Annotated in this window: 13 protein-coding genes; all 13 read right to left on the bottom strand. The window is 59.3% G+C overall.

The features are described 5' to 3' along the window. Positions 1-123: 123 nt before the first annotated feature. The 13 genes from prfA to ACQRC0_RS03235 all read right to left on the bottom strand — a co-directional run bounded on the left by prfA (position 124) and on the right by ACQRC0_RS03235 (position 15,736). A complete protein-coding gene (gene prfA / locus ACQRC0_RS03295) occupies positions 124-1,191 on the bottom strand; it encodes a peptide chain release factor 1 (protein WP_154518366.1) in 1,068 nt (355 codons plus the stop codon). 299 nt (positions 1,192-1,490) lie between these two features. Then, complete coding sequence (locus ACQRC0_RS03290; RefSeq protein ID WP_427727728.1) at positions 1,491-2,918, bottom strand: M20/M25/M40 family metallo-hydrolase; 1,428 nt, start codon at positions 2,916-2,918, stop codon at positions 1,491-1,493. Positions 2,919-2,990: 72 nt separating this feature from the next. After that, complete coding sequence (locus ACQRC0_RS03285; RefSeq protein ID WP_154518360.1) at positions 2,991-3,776, bottom strand: amino acid ABC transporter ATP-binding protein; 786 nt, start codon at positions 3,774-3,776, stop codon at positions 2,991-2,993. A gap of 22 nt (positions 3,777-3,798) precedes the next feature. Further along, positions 3,799-4,947, bottom strand: a complete 1,149-nt coding sequence (locus ACQRC0_RS03280; RefSeq protein WP_427727726.1) for an amino acid ABC transporter permease — start codon at positions 4,945-4,947, stop codon at positions 3,799-3,801. 9 nt (positions 4,948-4,956) lie between these two features. Further along, positions 4,957-5,883: a transporter substrate-binding domain-containing protein gene (locus ACQRC0_RS03275; RefSeq protein WP_427727724.1), complete on the bottom strand. Its 927-nt coding sequence runs from the start codon at positions 5,881-5,883 to the stop codon at positions 4,957-4,959. Positions 5,884-6,222: 339 nt separating this feature from the next. Beyond that, positions 6,223-7,116, bottom strand: coding sequence for an aldose 1-epimerase family protein (locus ACQRC0_RS03270; protein WP_427727722.1), 894 nt, complete (start codon positions 7,114-7,116; stop codon positions 6,223-6,225). Between the two features lie 114 nt (positions 7,117-7,230). Next, positions 7,231-8,097, bottom strand: a complete 867-nt coding sequence (locus ACQRC0_RS03265) for a hypothetical protein (protein ID WP_427727720.1) — start codon at positions 8,095-8,097, stop codon at positions 7,231-7,233. Between the two features lie 125 nt (positions 8,098-8,222). Then, the gene (locus ACQRC0_RS03260) at positions 8,223-9,539 is read right to left on the bottom strand and encodes an ATP-binding protein (RefSeq protein ID WP_427727717.1); all 1,317 of its coding nucleotides are present in this window, start codon (positions 9,537-9,539) and stop codon (positions 8,223-8,225) included. 240 nt (positions 9,540-9,779) lie between these two features. Beyond that, complete coding sequence (locus ACQRC0_RS03255; RefSeq protein WP_427727715.1) at positions 9,780-10,649, bottom strand: MerR family transcriptional regulator; 870 nt, start codon at positions 10,647-10,649, stop codon at positions 9,780-9,782. Between the two features lie 80 nt (positions 10,650-10,729). Further along, positions 10,730-11,296 carry a UbiX family flavin prenyltransferase gene (locus tag ACQRC0_RS03250; protein ID WP_427727713.1) on the bottom strand — a complete coding sequence of 189 codons (567 nt, stop codon included), beginning with the start codon at positions 11,294-11,296 and terminating at the stop codon, positions 10,730-10,732. Between the two features lie 233 nt (positions 11,297-11,529). Next, complete coding sequence (locus ACQRC0_RS03245; RefSeq protein ID WP_427727711.1) at positions 11,530-13,008, bottom strand: UbiD family decarboxylase; 1,479 nt, start codon at positions 13,006-13,008, stop codon at positions 11,530-11,532. A gap of 216 nt (positions 13,009-13,224) precedes the next feature. Then, the gene (locus tag ACQRC0_RS03240) at positions 13,225-14,676 is read right to left on the bottom strand and encodes an SLC13 family permease (RefSeq protein ID WP_427727709.1); all 1,452 of its coding nucleotides are present in this window, start codon (positions 14,674-14,676) and stop codon (positions 13,225-13,227) included. 202 nt (positions 14,677-14,878) lie between these two features. Then, positions 14,879-15,736, bottom strand: a complete 858-nt coding sequence (locus ACQRC0_RS03235) for a MerR family transcriptional regulator (RefSeq protein ID WP_427727707.1) — start codon at positions 15,734-15,736, stop codon at positions 14,879-14,881. Between the last annotated feature and the right edge of the window lie 412 nt (positions 15,737-16,148).

Here is a 16,148-nt window from a genome sequence, read left to right as displayed (position 1 = left end):
AGGTGACGTGGAACGAAAGGGCGCTGACCTTCTGGTCGCGCCCTTGAAGTTGAACGTCAGATTGTACAGGTGCGGCCCGCGCAGCGTCGGCCGGTCCGCCGTTCGGTAGAACGGCGGAACCTACTACACGGCCTGTGCCAGCTTCTCGGCACGCTCGGCGGCGGCAAGCGCCTCGATGACGGCACCGAGTTGGTCGCCCAGAAGGACGCCGTTGTAGGTGGAGTTGAAACCGATACGGTGGTCGGTCACGCGGTCCTGGGGCTGGTTGTAAGTACGGATCTTCTCGGAACGGTTACCGTGGCCAATCTGGCTCTGGCGCTCGGCGCCGAGCTCGGCCTGCTGCTTCTCGAGTTCCATCTCGTACAGACGGGCACGCAGCATCTGCATGCAGACCTCGCGGTTTTGAATCTGGGAACGCTGCTCCTGCGACTGCACCACGGTATTGGTGGGCAGGTGGGTAATGCGCACGGCGGAATAGGTGGTGTTAACGCACTGACCGCCAGGACCGGAGGCACAGTAGGTATCGATGCGCAGGTCGGACTGGTTGATCTGAACGTCGATCTCCTCGGCCTCGGGAAGCACGGCGACAGTTGCCGTGGAGGTCTGGATGCGGCCCTGGGACTCGGTCTTGGGAACGCGCTGGACACGGTGCACGCCGGACTCGAACTTCATGACGGAGTAGACACGGTCGCCCTCGACCTTGAACTCGATGGACTTAAAACCGCCGGCCTCGCTGGGGCTGGAGTCGAGCACGGTGGTCTTCCAGCCGCGCGACTCGCAGAAGCGCTGATACATCTTGTAGAGGTCGCCGGCGAAAATGGCCGCCTCGTCGCCACCTGCGGCGGAGCGGATCTCGACGATGGTGTTCTTGTCGTCATTGGGGTCACTCGGGATGAGCATGTACTTGATGTCTTCCTCAAGCTGGGGAAGCTTGTCCTCGTTCTCGGAGATGTCCATCTGGAGCATCTCCTTCTCGTCGGCATCGGTAGTGTCACGGAGCATTTCTTTGGCAGCCTCGATGTCGTCGAGCGCGCCGATGTACTCGCGCGCAGCGGCAATGAGGTCGGACTGGTGCGCGTACTCCTTGTTGAGACGCGTGAACTCCTTGATGTCGGAGGCGACGGCCGGGTCGGAAAGCTTCTTCTCGAGCTCCTCGTAGGCCTTGATGATCTTTTCGAGCTTGTCGCGCATGGCGGAACTCCTTTATATGCGTGAAGGTGAAAATCGGCGGAATTGATGGGGCGCATGGCGCCGTTGCGGGGTAAGCCCAGCTAGAACATGTCGATTTTCAGATACATGCGCATCCCTTCGCGTATAGGGTACATAGTTGCGGTCTAACCCATATATGATAGCGTGCGCAGGCAAACCTGCATATAACCCGCACGGAATGAGTGGACGTAGTCGTTGGGGACGTTCCTTAACGACGAGTCGTTTAAGAACGTCCCCAACGACTACAACGGCTAACAAAGGGACTGTCGCTTTGTCACATTCTAGAGCGTTTGAAGCAGAGCGATGAAAAAGTGGACACCCTGGAGGTAGGCACGGCGGGTAATGCGCTCGTTGGTGCCGTGGACACCGCGATCGCACTCGTCATCGTCGACCACAAACGCCGAAAAGCGAATGCATTCAGAGCAAATACGCTGATAGTTAGCCGCATCGGTGGCACCGATCACAGTTGAGGGCACAATGCCGACAGCAGCCCCGCCCGCCGCATTCGGTACGTTTTCCTCCGCCCCCTTTTGATCACGAAAGTAGCGGGCGGCAATAGTGCGAACGGCCTCGAGCCCCGGTCCGCCAACACGTGGGGACGGCGAAGGTTCTGAGCTGCCGGGGCCAAGTTCGACCTCCACGCGCCCGGTAAGGCCCGCAGCGGCAACGGCCTCGCGGCAACGGTCAACAACATCAGCCACGCCCGTGCCCTCGAGCATGCGGAAGTTAATATTGGCCCACATATCCTGCGGCATCACGTTGGCGCCAGTGCTGCCGCCCTCAATCTGCGTGGGCGCACAGGTAGTGGTCACGAGCGGATAGAGCTTGTTGCTGGCGAGGCAGTCGCGAACAATGACGCCTCCGTTGGCGGCAATCTCATCCGCCGTGTAGAGCCCCAACTCGACAAGCTGCGCGGCAAGCAGATCGGTCACGCGCGTCGGCCACTCGATATCGCAGATTGCGGCGATAGCGCGGCTCAATACCTCGAGCGATGTGCCGCCGTAGGGGTTGGACGAATGCCCGCCTTCGCTCTTCGTCTTGAGCACGATATCGGCATAGCCCTTCTCGGCAAGGTCGGCATGCATAAGCCAGCCCTCGCCCGCGCCGTACTCGGCAGCCGAAACAATACGGTAGTCACCCTCGTCGATCAGGTATTCAAGTTCAACGCCGCGCTCCTCGAGCACGCGGCCGATGGCCCCCGCTCCATACTGCGTGGTTTCCTCGTCCTGGCCAAAGGCGAGCAGCAGCGTCCGCTCGTGCTCCCAGCCGTGCACCAACGCATACTCAACCGCCTCGAGAATACCTGCAACCTGGTCTTTCATGTCGATAGCGCCGCGACCCCAAATGTAGGTGTCGTCCACGTGACCGCTAAAGGGGGCATGCGTCCAGTCGGCCTCGGTGCCGGGCACCACGGGAACCACGTCCATGTGGCCCATGAGCATAACGGGCTTGAGGGCAGGGTCGGAACCGCCAAGTGTCACCAGCAGCGAGTGGTCGATGAGTTCGACCTCGCCCGCCGCGAACACATGTGGCCACGCCTGCTGCATATAGGCGCGCAGGTCATCGAACGGCTGCCAGTTCACCGCCTCGGCATCCATACTCGAAACGGTCGGAAACGACAGCACGCGCCCCAAGCGCTCGCACGCGCCAACTTCGTCCAAATCGGCAAAATCATCCTCATGCGCAAAGAAGCGCCAAACATCGGCCATGACATCCTTTCGATTGTGATGACGAGGGCCGCCCCACCGGAACGGCCCTGCCATGCAAACATTTGCGGTTGGTTATTTGTCCTCGAGATAGCGCGAGAGGAACTCGCGGGTACGCTGGTGCTTGGGGTTGCCAAAGAGCTCCGCCGGCGCGGCGTCCTCGAGGACCACGCCCTTGTCCATAAAGACCACGCGATCGGACACGGTGCGGGCAAAGGCCATCTCGTGCGTGACGACGACCATGGTCATGCCGTCGGCAGCGAGCTTGCGCATGACCTCGAGCACCTCTCCCACGATCTCGGGGTCGAGTGCGGAGGTCGGCTCGTCGAACAGCATGATCTGCGGATTCATGCATAGGGCACGAGCGATGGCCACGCGCTGCTTTTGACCACCGGACAGGCGACCCACGGCGGCGTGCGCGAACTTTTCGAGTCCCACGCTCGTCAGATGCTCCAGCGCGACCTTTTCGGCCTCGGCCTTGCTCATCTTTTTGAGCGTGACGGGCGCAAGCGTGCAGTTATCGAGCACGTCCATGTTGTTAAACAGGTTGAAGCCCTGGAACACCATGCCGATGTCCTCACGCAGCTTGTTAATGTTGCAGCGCTCGGCCGTGAGGTCCTGGCCATGGAACCAGATATGGCCCGCGTCCGGGGTCTCGAGCAGGTTGAGGCAGCGCAGAAAGGTCGATTTGCCCGAACCCGAAGCGCCGATAATGGTAACGACCTCGCCGGGGTTAACGGACAGGTCGATGCCCTTGAGCACCTCGAGCGAGCCGAAGCTCTTGTGCAGGCCCTCGACGCGGATGAGCGGCTCATTGGTCTGTGCGGCGGCCGCAGCGCCGGTAGTGGCGGTATCTGCCATGATGATTCTCCTCGTCTTGAGCCTAGTTGGAGCTGGGCAGCGTGGCCGGGGCCTCGGCGCCGAGCTTTTTGCCAAAGGCCTCGAGCAGGCGGCTCGCCACGAGCGTCAGGATTAGGTAGACCACGAGTGCCACGCAGTAGACCTCCATCTGGCGGTAGTACACGCCGGCGACGGTGGTAGTGGCGTACATGAGGTCGAACACGCCGATGACCGAGAGCACCGACGAGTCCTTGATGTTGATGATGAGCTCGTTGGTGAGCGCCGGAATCGCGTTTTTAATGCCCTGGGGAAACACGACTTTACGCATAGCCTGCCACTGCGACAGACCCAGCGAGCGCGCCGCCTCGGCCTGACCGGGATCGATGGACTCGATGCCGCCGCGCAGGACCTCCATCATGTAGGCGGTGGAATTGAGCGAGATGGTGACGAGGCCGGCGGTAAAGGTACTCCAAATCTGGTTGGCCTGGGCGGTCTCGAAGCCCATGCCGCGCAAAACGGTGAAGCCCGCGTAATAGATGAGCAGGCCCTGGACCATCATGGGCGTACCGCGCACGATGGTGGAGTAGACGGTCGTAAAGCCGCGGCCGATGCTCTTAAAGAAGCGCACCAGGTCGTTGTCCACGCGATCGAAGGTCTGAATGCGCAAAAACACAAAGAGCAGTGCCAGGAAAAAGGCGATAACGGTACCGAAGGTCGCAAGTGCGATGGTAATCTCGATGCCGCGGATAAAGAAGTCGCCGCTCTTGTAGGTCATATAGACCAGGCTCGACAAAAAGTCACTGGGGTTGGAATCCGAGACAATGCTCACCTGCACCAAGTCGATAAACGACATGACGCAGCGATCCACGAAAAAGACCACCGCGATGGCGACCGCGACGTAGCTGCCCAAGCGTGCTCCACGACGGAAACGCTCGGATGCGAACGGCGACTTTTCGCGATAGTCGCTCCAGTGCATAAGCTTGGTGACCAGCGCCGCCGCCGACACGACGAGCCACGCCCACAGGATCGCCCAAAGGCAATCTTGGAACACGCCCGTGGGGGCCAGGAAGCTCAGCGGCGTGGGGTTGCGCTGGCTAAACGCCAGTCCGAGCGCCGCGATGACGCTCGTGCCCAGGTACACATAACGATGGTCGGCTTTGATAAAGGAGACCAGACGATTAATGGCTTTCATGCTGCCTCCCTATGCCGGCTGACGGTCGAGGCACGCGTCCCACATCTGGTCGCGCTCCTCCTGGCTGACGCCCTTGAGCGTCTTGTCGATGAGCTTAAGCAGCTTGTCCGAGCCCTTGCGGCAGCCGACGTTTGCCGCGACCTCCTGCTTAAAGCCCTCGCCCTCGGCAAAATGAATGGGGACGATACCGGGATTTTGGGCCATGTAGCCCTTTTCGTTTTCGGTGTTGTACGTCACGGCGTCGCAGGTGCCCTGCAGCAGGTTCGAGAACACCGTGGGGACGGAGTCGACCGGGTTTTTGTGAACGACGCCCGGGATCTCGTCGATGACGGTATCGAGCATGGTGTCCTTTTGGCCGAGCACCGTGGCGCCGCTGAAGTCACTGAGCTTGGTGGCGTTTTGGTAGGGGGAACCCTCTTTTACGAACAGGCCAAAGTAGCCAATAAAGTACGGGTCGGAGAAGCCGACCGACTCCTCACGCTCGGGCGTGGCGCTCATACCGGCGATGATGAGGTCGATCTGGCCGTTGTTGAGCGAATCGATAAGGCCCGAGAAGCTCTGCTTGACGGCAACGGGCTCGCCACCGAAGGCCTTGCAGACAATCTTGGCGATCTGCACGTCGTAGCCATCGGCATAGGCGCCCTGTACGTTGTCGATGGGAATGGTGTACTCACTGGCTTCGGAAACCTGCCAGTTGTACGGGGCGTAGGCCGCCTCCATGCCGATGCGAATCTTATCCTTGCCGATCACGGAATCGGACAGGTCGTCGCGACCGCCGCCCGTCGTGGGCTGAACCACCTTGAGCGTGGACGGGCGCTGACAGCCGGCGAGCGCGCCGGCAACGACGGAAGCGCTCGCGGCAAGAGCGCTACCCAAGAAGATGCGACGGCTGCACACCGGCTGTGGATGCACGTCGCGCTGATGGGGAGAATGCATAATCTGCCTTCCCTGTTGAATCGTATGCTAATGACTTAACAGGATACCGCTCAGCGTTACCTCCAGCAGATGCATATATACAGATTAACAAACTGAAAACGATTGGTAGCCGTTGGGGACGTTCTTAAACGACGGGTCAAACAAGTAGTCATCGGGGACAGTCGTTGGGGACGTCGATGATTCGGCAATGCCAGCGAGCGCCACCCAGAGCGAACAAGTTGGCATGAAAAAGGCAAGGCATAGACCTTCTGGTCATGCCTTGCCTTTTGAATGACAAATTGTCACTCTGGGTGGCGCGCAGCGTCGACCGGTCCGCCGTTCGTTAGAACGGCGGAACCTCTAGAGCAGCGTAACCTCGAAGGCGCGCTTGTCGGTGGCACCGGGAGCCAAGGTGATGGTGTTGACCTTGTGCTCGAAGACGTCGTCCTCGGTGTCCATGGTGGTATGTCCGGTCCAAGGCTCGAGCGCCACGAACGGGGCGTCGTTGGCGGCAGACCACACGCCAATGTACTTAAAGCCCTCAAAGTCAATCTTGACGCCGTGGCCCGACTTGCGACCGCGCAGCGTGAGCGTGGAGCCCGGGGTATCGGTGAACATGATGGCGTCGTTGTCGAAGCTACGGTGTGTGATGGGCAGCACGTCCGAGTTATCGGGAGCCTTGTAACTTCCCTCGAACGTCATAAGGCCATCGGGCGTGATGATGGGGGCCTCGTTAGTCCAAGCCTCGGTAAACGCCAGCTCGTAATCCTCGAACGCCTCGTCCTCGGCACCGGGAACGGGCACGTTAAATGCGGGGTGGCCGCCCACCGAAAACGGCAGGTCCACGTCGCCGGTGTTGGTGACGGCAAAGGTCTGCGTAAGAGTGGCGTCGCCAGTCAGGGCATAGGTCATGTTGAGCTTAAAGTGGAACGGGAAGGCCTTGAGCGACTCGGGCGTATCGGTGATCTCGTAGGTGACGGACGAACCGTCCTCCGACACCTCGACCAGCTTGTGCTCCACGATACGCGCGATGCCATGGCGCGCCATCTCGCAGCTGCCGGCCGCAGACGTCGCCGTGTTGTTGCGCAGCGAGCCCACAATGGGGAACAGGATGGGCGCATGCTTGCCCCAAAAAGCGGGATCGCCCTGCCATAGATACTCGTTGCCGTTGAGGGCAAGGCTCGTGAGCTGGGCGCCCATGGAATCGATGGCCGCGGTGAGGCCGCCGCGCCTGATGGTAGTGACGGTAGACATGCTACTTCCTCCAAAAGTAAACAATAGTGTCGAGGACTATTGTCCCACTCTTGGCGGCGGGACGGGACGGCAGGCGATTATTGAGTAGCCATAGCGGAAATGGGCGGCGAGCGCCTACTGGGTATCCACGTAAAGGTCAAACCCGCCCTGCGAGGTGGTGTCGACCGTATCGGGCGCCCGCGAGTTAAAGCTCGCGGGAACCATTCTTTTCGAGGCACGAAAACGCGTGCCGTCGGTGGCGACAGGTGGCTCATCGACCGTAAGTTCGTAGTCGCCGGGCTTGAGCTCGATACCGTCACCTTCGGAATTGACGTATTGGTGCTCGTCGATCGCTTGTCCCTTGAGCGTGCGGCCTACGATATGGATGAGCATCTGGCTGTCGCCGCGCGCGGTATCCCACGTCGCGCCGTCCTTGACCTCGACCGACACATGCACCGAGCGCGTACGGTTGAGCGATTGTTCGACGGAGATCTCGACCTTGGCGGCGTCTTGGCGCTGCTGCTCAACATGGCTCCAAACGCTGCCGATTGCCGAGCAGGCGATAACGCCGGCCATGAAGGCGATGAGGATGGGGCCGAGCGGAGAGCGCCGGCCCGCGCCTTCCTCGCGAGCCAGATCGGGGCGATGCGTGGGCGCAGGCGCCTGGGCGCCCTGCGCGAGCACGTCGAGAATGCTAAAGGATGCCGTGCTGTCGGGGTCGATAGTGTGACGCGGCTGCGGGGTCTTTGCCGGCGAGATGGACATGTCGGCCGGCTCACCCAGTGTGGCCGTAGCATCGGCCTTTGCCTCGTCGGCCTCAGCCTGGGCCCAGGCCTGTTCAAAGGTTAGGGGTTCGGCCGAGTCGGAAGCGGCATCCGTCTCGACGGCATCGTTGCCGCTCTCGTCCTCGTCGCTCGACACGTCATGCGGCGCGGGCTCGTCCCACTCCTCGTCCGGAACCTCGCCCTCGCTATACCACCATTCAAAGTTATCGATATCCATACGGGGCGCCCCTTAGGCCTCGCAAATAAACACTTGCTAGCCTTATACCCCCAGACGGCACGAGGGCTCGCACGGAATGCGAAAAGGACTGCTCCTTTGTCGCATCGAAACGGATCTGTTTACGTTTAGCCGCGGGTAATCTTATTTCTCAACAAGAAGTCGACTGCCCCCACGATTCTGATGCCATCGATGTCCGTTGGATGGTCGCCATCCCTGACAATCAGGATCTTCTCATACGAATCAGGAATTTTTCCTAGCGTGCTTAGCTTGAGCGGTCGCAGCTCGCGTTCCCTCGTCGCCTCGGCATCGATCCGTTCGGTAACCTGGATATATTTGCGGTCTGATCCCTCGCCGATTGCGACAAAGTCGATTTCCCCCGCGCGTAGATGGCCGCAAAACACTTCGTATCCTTCAAAGACAAGCTGGTTGTAGATAACGTTCTCGAGCATCCTTCCGCTATCGCTACCTCTATATCCGTCAAGATAGCTGCGAATTCCCGTATCAGCTATGTAATATTTACCGCCTGTCTTAAGAAGCTCCCGCCCCTTGATGTCATACCTTTTTACTTTGGTAAACAGGTACGTCTCTTCCAGAGCGTCAATATATGCCGACACCGTCGATGCGTTGGTCTTACCGCCCGCTGATTCGTTGAGCGTCCCTACGATTTTGTTGACCGAGGTTTGGTTGGAGATGTTGTCTGCCAGATACGCACAGAGCCGCTCGAGAACATCGCGCTTGGTGATAGCTCCGCGACCCCTACGCGTCACACGCGACAGGATATCGCGCGCGACGATCGTCTGGTAGAGGCTACGGATATAGTCGCGACACAGCTCACGTCTCGGCTCATCATGGGCCAGAAACGGCATGCCGCCATAGGTTATGTACTGCTCAAGCACGGTATTTGAATTAAGGCGATCGCCCGTCTTGGAAACAAGTTCGACCCTCTCACCAAGCCCTTCAGCGGCGACCGCATCAATCGAACGAAAATCAAGATATTCGCCAAACGTGAGAGGCTGCATCTTGACCTCGACATATCGGCCCGAGATAAGCGTTGCGAGCTCGCTCGATAGCAAAAAGGCATTGGAGCCCGTGACATAGATATCGCACGGCAAATCGACTCGGAGCGAGTTGACCGCCTTTTCCCAGCCTTCGACATTCTGGAGCTCGTCAAAGAACAGGTAGGGACGATCGATGCCATCGATGCGCTCCCGAACCATGCGATAAAACGTCAGGTAATCCGTAATACCCGCGTACTCTAGAGATTCCATCTTAAAGGTCAGCAAACGCTCGGTTGGTACCCCCTGTTGCGCCAGATGGTCCCTCATCATGTCCAATAACGTAGATTTACCGCAACGGCGTATACCCGTCACGATTTTGATGAGGTCGGTATCCTGAAAAGCAATGAGTCGATCAAGATACCGGTTTCGGCGAACGATATCCATAGAGTCTCCCTAGCGCCCGACCAGACATGAAACCTTATAAACTTGCAGCATTTGCAAGTTTATAAGATGTTACCTTAGAAACTTGCAAATGCTGCAAGTTTCTAAGAAATGGGCGAGCCCCTGAGCAGAAAACCGCCCCAACATTCGACGGTTTTCCTCGTTTTCGAGTTTTTCGCCGAGTGATGGGACGGTTTGGGGAGCCAGTCGACTGTGCAATGTGACAAAGGGACTGTCCCCTTGTCACATCTGGAGGGCCACGGGGATCTGGATGCAGCAGAAGTCTTCTTGGTGGGACTCGTCGTAGCTCGTGGTGTCGAGGTAGCAAAAGTCAAAGGCGTTACCGATGGGCTGGAGCGCGTGCTTGTCCATGCAGGCCACGATGGCACGGATGCCTTCGGGCTCATACGGCATACCCCAGCGGCTCATGCACAGGTATGTGCCCTCGGGCAGCACCTCGACGCCGATCTCTGCCAGCTCGGCAGGATCACTCGGCAGCAGTTCCTCGGCACCGCGCGGCAGTACGGCAAAGGGGCCGGCGCCGGCGATGGGGTCGTCGGAATGCAGTGCCTCGCGACGCAACATGGTGCCCCAACCGCGCATGGGACGTGTGCCCGTCAGCGCGCGCATGCGCAAAATCGCCCGCATGAGCGTGGGGTGAAGGATCGAGCGGCCGCGCTCGATTTCGCTCGGAAACTCCTCAAAGACCACGTAGCGGCGCTCGAACTGTTTGAGCTCCGGCCTGCCCTCGCGCTCACGCCAGTAAACCGCCTCGTCGTAAAAGCTCAGGCGCTCCCGCACGCTCGCGCGCTCGGCTTTGAGCCCGGCAATCTGTTCGTCGATCACCTGCACCCGCGAGCGCAGGTGATCGGTCATCTCGCCAATGTCGAACGTCGAGGTCAGACGGTCGATCTCGTCGAGCTCAAGCCCTAGGTCGCGCAACATGCAGATCAGACGCATGAGCGGAATCTGCGTGGGCGAATAAAAACGGTAGCCCTTTTCGTTGACTACGGCTGGTTTAAACAGACCGATCTTGTCGTAGTAGATGAGCGTTTGGCGCGAAACGTTAAACAGGCTCGCCATCTCGCTAATCGCATACATGCCCGTCTGCATAGGTCCTCCCGACACACCAAAGCCCGCCGCCCACAGGGGCAGCGGGCTCAAACACTATTCGTATCCTACCCTAAAGGCGCCTATGACCAGCGCTTATAGTTGGCACACGAAACGCCGACGGCCTCGAGTGCCTTGGCGGCGATGTGATGCACCGCGTCATCGAGTGTGGCGGGGCCGTTGTAAAACGTAAGCATGGGCGGCATGAGCATCACGCCCGGCACGCGCGCCAGGCGCGCCATGTTGTCGACGTGAATGGCGCTGAAGGGCGTCTCGCGCACCATGAGCACCAGGCGGCGCTGCTCCTTCATCTGCACGTCGGCCGCTCTCAGAAGGAGGTTCTCCGAATAGCCGGAGGCGATGCCTGCGAGCGTCTTCATAGAGCACGGAGCCACGATCATGCCATCGATGGGGAACGTGCCGCTCGCAATGGAGGCACCGATGTTGCGATTGTCGTAGACCACGTCGCCATAGCTCATAAACTCATCGAGCGTCATGCCGAGCTCCTGCTTGATGGTGACCTCGGCACCGCGGCTCACGACCAGGTGGCTCTCTGCTCCGGCCTCGCGCATACATTTGAGGCACTCCAAGCCAAGAAGCGATCCGGAGGCACCTGAGACGCCGACGACGATGCGTTTCCTCTCAGCCATGATGTTCCTTTCAGCCAGTGAATAAAATGACGCTGTCCATATAGGCAAAGCTAGTTTCCTTATCAATCCTACCTTTGCCTGTACCAGCAAAGACAATCGGTTTTGGAAGGACGACTGTCCAAAATGGAAACGGGTCGGAGCCATGATTAATGACCCGACCCGTTCTAAGCGGCAGTGTGCGAAATATGGGGGCGCAGCTGCGCAATCAGCCCTTCTGTATGAGAGTGCCTAGCTTAGATGTTAAGCTCGGGAGCCCACTTCTCCTCATCGATCTCCATGAACTGGGAGCGGATGAAGCGGTCCTTGAGCGCAAACGGGACGGTGCAGTCATAGATGACCTTGCACGCGATACCGTGCTCGCGGATACTGGGTGACACGGCGTTGTCGTTTGACGGATCAAGCACGTGGCAGTGGCAGCCCGGGATCGTGATGATGTCGACGTCGGCCTGGAAACGCGTGGTCATGGCCCACATCACGTCGCTCATATCGAAGATATCGACATCCTCATCGACCAGGAAGACCTCCTTGAGCTCGCCGAACGCGGAGAACGCGAGCATGGCAGCGTTGCGCTGGCGGCCCTCATCGGAAGCAGCGGACTTCTTGAACTGCATGATGGCACAGAACTTGCCGCCGCCGCAGGGAGCGGCATGGACGTTAAGCAGACGGCCCGGCATAGCCTTGTTGACCATGTTGAAGATGGAAGCCTCGGTGGGGATACCGGCCATGGAGACATGCTCGTGCGAAGGCCCGATGCAGGACTCCATGATGGGGTTCTTGCGGGTCGTCACAGCAGTGACGTTGATGACCGGGCAGACCTTGGCGCCACCGGTGTAGCCGGGGAACTCGGGCATAGCAAAGCCGTAGCCGGCGGTGTCCTCGTTGACCATCTCGGTTGCGGAGAGGTAGCCCTCGATGACGTACTCGGCGTTAGCGATGCACTTCTGGTCGATGGTGAGGCACTTGGCGAGCTCGACCGGCTTGTTGCGCACGGCGCCGGCGATCTGCAGCTCGTTGAAGCCGAGCGGCGTGGTGGGAGCCTCGAAGCCGCAGCCCATGTACACGGCCGGGTCGAGACCGATCTGGATGGAGATCGGCATGTCCTCGCCGCGCTCCTTGTACATGTCGAAGAAGTGACCGAGGTGACGCGAGCCCGGGGTGATGAACATCGTGAGCTTGGTCTTGTCGACGATAGCGAAGCGATGGATGGTGACGTCGGACATGGTCTTGTCCGGGTCGTTGCCCATGGCGAGGCCCATGGTGATGTAGGGGCCGCCGTCGACGGGCGTGTTGGTGGGCGCCGGAATCAGCTTGTGCAGGTCGAAGTCGGGGTCGGTGGCCTTATGAACGACTTCCTGGCAATCGATGTGCTTGCCGTCCTCGATCATCTCGGGGGCGATGAGGTTGTCGAACATCTTGCCCATCTCGAGGCCAAGGTGCTCCTCCTCGAGGCCGAGCATGGCAGCAACGCGCTTGCGGCTGGCGAGCAGGCCGATGGCGACCTTCGCATCGGGATGGCCCTTGACGTTGTTGAAGACCATCGCGGGGCCTTCCTTGGTCGGGCGCATGACGGTGCCACCAGAGCCAACGTGGCGATACACACCGGAAACCTCGGCCTTGGGGTCAACCTCGGTGTCGGTCTCAAGATACTGACCCGGCATGGTCTTCAGGAACTCAAGTGCAGAGCGAAGATCATGAATCTCGTTGTTTGCCATTTTTAACTCCTTTTTCTCCTCATCTGAGAAACTGCAAACGGTTTTGAGACGGTCCCTTGCGGGCTCTTCGCGAGCGCCCGGCCACATCGGCCTATCAGGCATTCGGTGGCCGCAGGCGCAGGGCGCGACGCGAAGAGTGCTTAGGAAGGTCTTAAGTCGTGCCGTGCGAGCGATACTTGCGCGAGCTGTCGGGCGGCAAGCGCGCTCGGGTTCGACTTACATCAGGCCCAGCGTGCTGAACCAGAAGGCCTCGACAAGAACCACCAGGAAGGTGACCACGGTCAGGGGGATGCCCATCTTCATGGCTTCCTTGGAGGTATAGCCACCGGCGTCCTTGCCCTCGCCGACCAGGATGGCCAGGTTATGGAAGGGCAGGATGTAGTGGAGGTTGATAGCGGTGAAGACGATCAGCGCGACGGCGATAGGCGAAACGCTGGTTCCCTGGATGAAGGTGAGGAACGCAGGCACGCAGATGCCCAGGCCGGCCATGACGGAGCCCATGAACATGTGGATGACCATGGTCAGAGCGCAGACGAGCAGCGCGAAGAGATAAGGGTTCGTAGGAACGGTGCTGGGGAGCACGACGTCGGCGATCCAGGCGTTCATGCCGGTGGCGCCACCGACGGAGCCGATTGCCATAGCGGCGGTCAGGAACATGAGGGTCTTGATGTCAACGGAACCCCAAGATGCGGGAGTCAGAACCTCGCCGATAACGGGCATGGCCATGAGAACGCCGATGACCAGGGTGACCCAAGCCAGGTAGTCGCCGGAAACGGTGAGCCACAGGGCGATGGCGATGACGAGCCACACGATGGTGCGGATCTCCTTCTCGGAAAGCTTGCCGAGAGCAGCCTGCTTAGCGAGAACATCCTCGCGGTCGTATACGAGCTCCTTGGAAGGCTTGAAGAGAGCAAGAGCGAGAACGATGGTGCACAGGGTTGCGACAACCATGGGGACGCTCATGTAGATGAACCAGTCAACGAAGCCGATAGCGGCACCGCCGTTGGCGCCATAGGAAGCGACGAGCGGGTTGAGGGTGGAGTCACCGGTCATGAAGAACATGGAGCAAGGCACGGCGGCGGCGAAGATCAGGAAGCCGAGCTTGCCGCGGTCTTCCTCACCGTAGCCAGCGGACTCGGCGATAACCGAGACAACGGCCAGGATCAGGAACGCACGGGGGAAGGGATGCGGAATGAGCAGCGCGAGAACGAACGTCAGGGCGAAGATCGAGAGGATTAGCGACTTGGCGCTCTTCACGAACTTGAGCATGAATGCATAAGCGATGCGCTGGCCGAGGCCGGAGTCCTTCACCGCACCAGCGATGAGGTAAGCACCGACAACGATCCACATGGTGCCCTTGGTCCAGGCGCCAAATGCGACGGAGACGGTAGCGGCCATGCTCGGCACGCCGTCAGCGTCGGGGACGACCTGCATGAGCACCAGCAGGGCGCAGTAGAGGATGCCCGTGTAACCAGGCTGTGCGACACCGCACGCCCACATCACGACGGCACCGAGCGAGAGAGCCAGGCAGTTCTTGCCACCCTCAGAGAGAGTAACGGAACCGAGGCTGTCCAGGGGAAGAACAAACTTGATCAGCAGAAAGACGACGATCGCCAGGAAGAAACCAATGTAGCGCTTCGTCAGAAACTTATTCTTTGCAGCTGCCATTTCTTCACCCTCCTTCCTTTGTCATGCGCCCCCTACCTGATAGGAGCGCTTGTACACGACGATTGAAACGTTGCGCTGTGTAGTTGGAATACAGTCAAGAAATTTGATGAACTCGGTGCGCTGAACGGTTTTCAGCAACCGATGAGCGGTTTAGCGTGGTGCAGCGCGCACGTTTCCCTTTACACGCCACGCGAATTTCGCTCTAGAACTTGACCATGACTTGAATGCAACAAAAGTCCTGTTGATGGATATCGTTATAGGACGTGGTATCGAGCAGGCAGAAGTCGAAGGCATTACCCAGAGGCTCGAAATTATGGTCGTTGAGCCACTTCATGAGCCGCTCGGCGGCATAACCCTGGTACGGCATGCCCCAGTAGCTCATGCATGCATAGAGGCCCTTAGGCAGCATCACCACGTCGGATAACTTTGAAGAATCCACGCCTGCAGGCACAACGGTAAATGTCGCTGCCGGGCGGTACACGAACTGGCCCTCGTCGCCGCGCTCGTCCTTCACCTCGGTAAGCATGGTGCCAAAGCCGTCTACCGGCACGCCGTCCTCCACCGCACGAAGCTTTTTCATGCTGCGCATGAGCGTGGGGTGCAGCACCGCGCGGGTCACATCGGGATGAGGAAACTCCTCTGCCACCGCAAGGCGCTCGTCATATTGCTTGAGAATGGGCGTATCGGTCACATCGCGCCAGCGCTCGACCGACTTGTAGTACTTAATGCGTTGGTCGATAAGCTCGCGCTGCGTATCAAGCTGGCCGATACGACGACCTATCTCGGCTTTACGTGCCATGAGATAGTCGATCAGAGCAGCAATATTGCGCGAATCGATGATGTCCGCGATTTCCTTGAGCTTGATGCCTAAGTCTTTAAGCAGACAGATAAGGCGCAGCGTAGGAATCTGCGTTGGAAGATAGAAACGATAGCCATCATCGTTGACCATCGCGGGGCAGAACAGCCCGATCTTGTCGTAATAGATTAAGGTTTGGCGAGTAAGACCAAACAAGGAGGCCATCTCACCGATTGAGTACCAATGTGACTCAGCTCGAGCCATGCTCATCATTCCCATCGAGATAGAATCGATGGCGCCCAGCGCGCGACGCGCGGACGCTCTGCCTGCGCTGGACGTTTGCACGAGCTTCAGGCACGCTCGATTGCTAACCAGCGATGGGTTGTATTTTTGTATACGAGTCAGTATAGGGCGAATGGTGATGCGCGGGCGCATGCTCTCGATGAGCGGTATGCTCCTCTCAGGCAGCGGCCTGTAAAGCAGCTATACACCCTTCCATATGCATAAGAACCCGCATCCGGCCACCAAAAAGTGACCGTCTGCAGGTTCTCAGATGAGGGCTGGCACAGGGGGTTCATTTGACAGCTCGAACCAAAGGAAAGCACCAGCGCGAAAAAGCATACATGAGCGGGTGCGCCCGCACAATCTGGAAACAGGCGCACCCGGCAAGATCCTA

It is taken from the genome of Collinsella sp. SGI.033, assembly GCF_050315135.1.
Classification (GTDB): domain Bacteria; phylum Actinomycetota; class Coriobacteriia; order Coriobacteriales; family Coriobacteriaceae; genus Collinsella.
The sequence above is the reverse complement of the archived record's forward strand: the minus strand, read 5'-3'. Positions and strand labels throughout refer to the sequence as shown.

What these genes read in the sequence shown, in the direction of transcription:
- prfA (WP_154518366.1), bottom strand. Translation starts at nt 1,191, where the DNA reads ATGCGCGACAAGCTCGAAAAGATCATCAAGGCCTACGAGGAGCTCGAG.
- ACQRC0_RS03290 (WP_427727728.1), bottom strand. Translation starts at nt 2,918, where the DNA reads ATGGCCGATGTTTGGCGCTTCTTTGCGCATGAGGATGATTTTGCCGAT.
- ACQRC0_RS03285 (WP_154518360.1), bottom strand. Translation starts at nt 3,776, where the DNA reads ATGGCAGATACCGCCACTACCGGCGCTGCGGCCGCCGCACAGACCAAT.
- ACQRC0_RS03280 (WP_427727726.1), bottom strand. Translation starts at nt 4,947, where the DNA reads ATGAAAGCCATTAATCGTCTGGTCTCCTTTATCAAAGCCGACCATCGT.
- ACQRC0_RS03275 (WP_427727724.1), bottom strand. Translation starts at nt 5,883, where the DNA reads ATGCATTCTCCCCATCAGCGCGACGTGCATCCACAGCCGGTGTGCAGC.
- ACQRC0_RS03270 (WP_427727722.1), bottom strand. Translation starts at nt 7,116, where the DNA reads ATGTCTACCGTCACTACCATCAGGCGCGGCGGCCTCACCGCGGCCATC.
- ACQRC0_RS03265 (WP_427727720.1), bottom strand. Translation starts at nt 8,097, where the DNA reads ATGGATATCGATAACTTTGAATGGTGGTATAGCGAGGGCGAGGTTCCG.
- ACQRC0_RS03260 (WP_427727717.1), bottom strand. Translation starts at nt 9,539, where the DNA reads ATGGATATCGTTCGCCGAAACCGGTATCTTGATCGACTCATTGCTTTT.
- ACQRC0_RS03255 (WP_427727715.1), bottom strand. Translation starts at nt 10,649, where the DNA reads ATGCAGACGGGCATGTATGCGATTAGCGAGATGGCGAGCCTGTTTAAC.
- ACQRC0_RS03250 (WP_427727713.1), bottom strand. Translation starts at nt 11,296, where the DNA reads ATGGCTGAGAGGAAACGCATCGTCGTCGGCGTCTCAGGTGCCTCCGGA.
- ACQRC0_RS03245 (WP_427727711.1), bottom strand. Translation starts at nt 13,008, where the DNA reads ATGGCAAACAACGAGATTCATGATCTTCGCTCTGCACTTGAGTTCCTG.
- ACQRC0_RS03240 (WP_427727709.1), bottom strand. Translation starts at nt 14,676, where the DNA reads ATGGCAGCTGCAAAGAATAAGTTTCTGACGAAGCGCTACATTGGTTTC.
- ACQRC0_RS03235 (WP_427727707.1), bottom strand. Translation starts at nt 15,736, where the DNA reads ATGGCTCGAGCTGAGTCACATTGGTACTCAATCGGTGAGATGGCCTCC.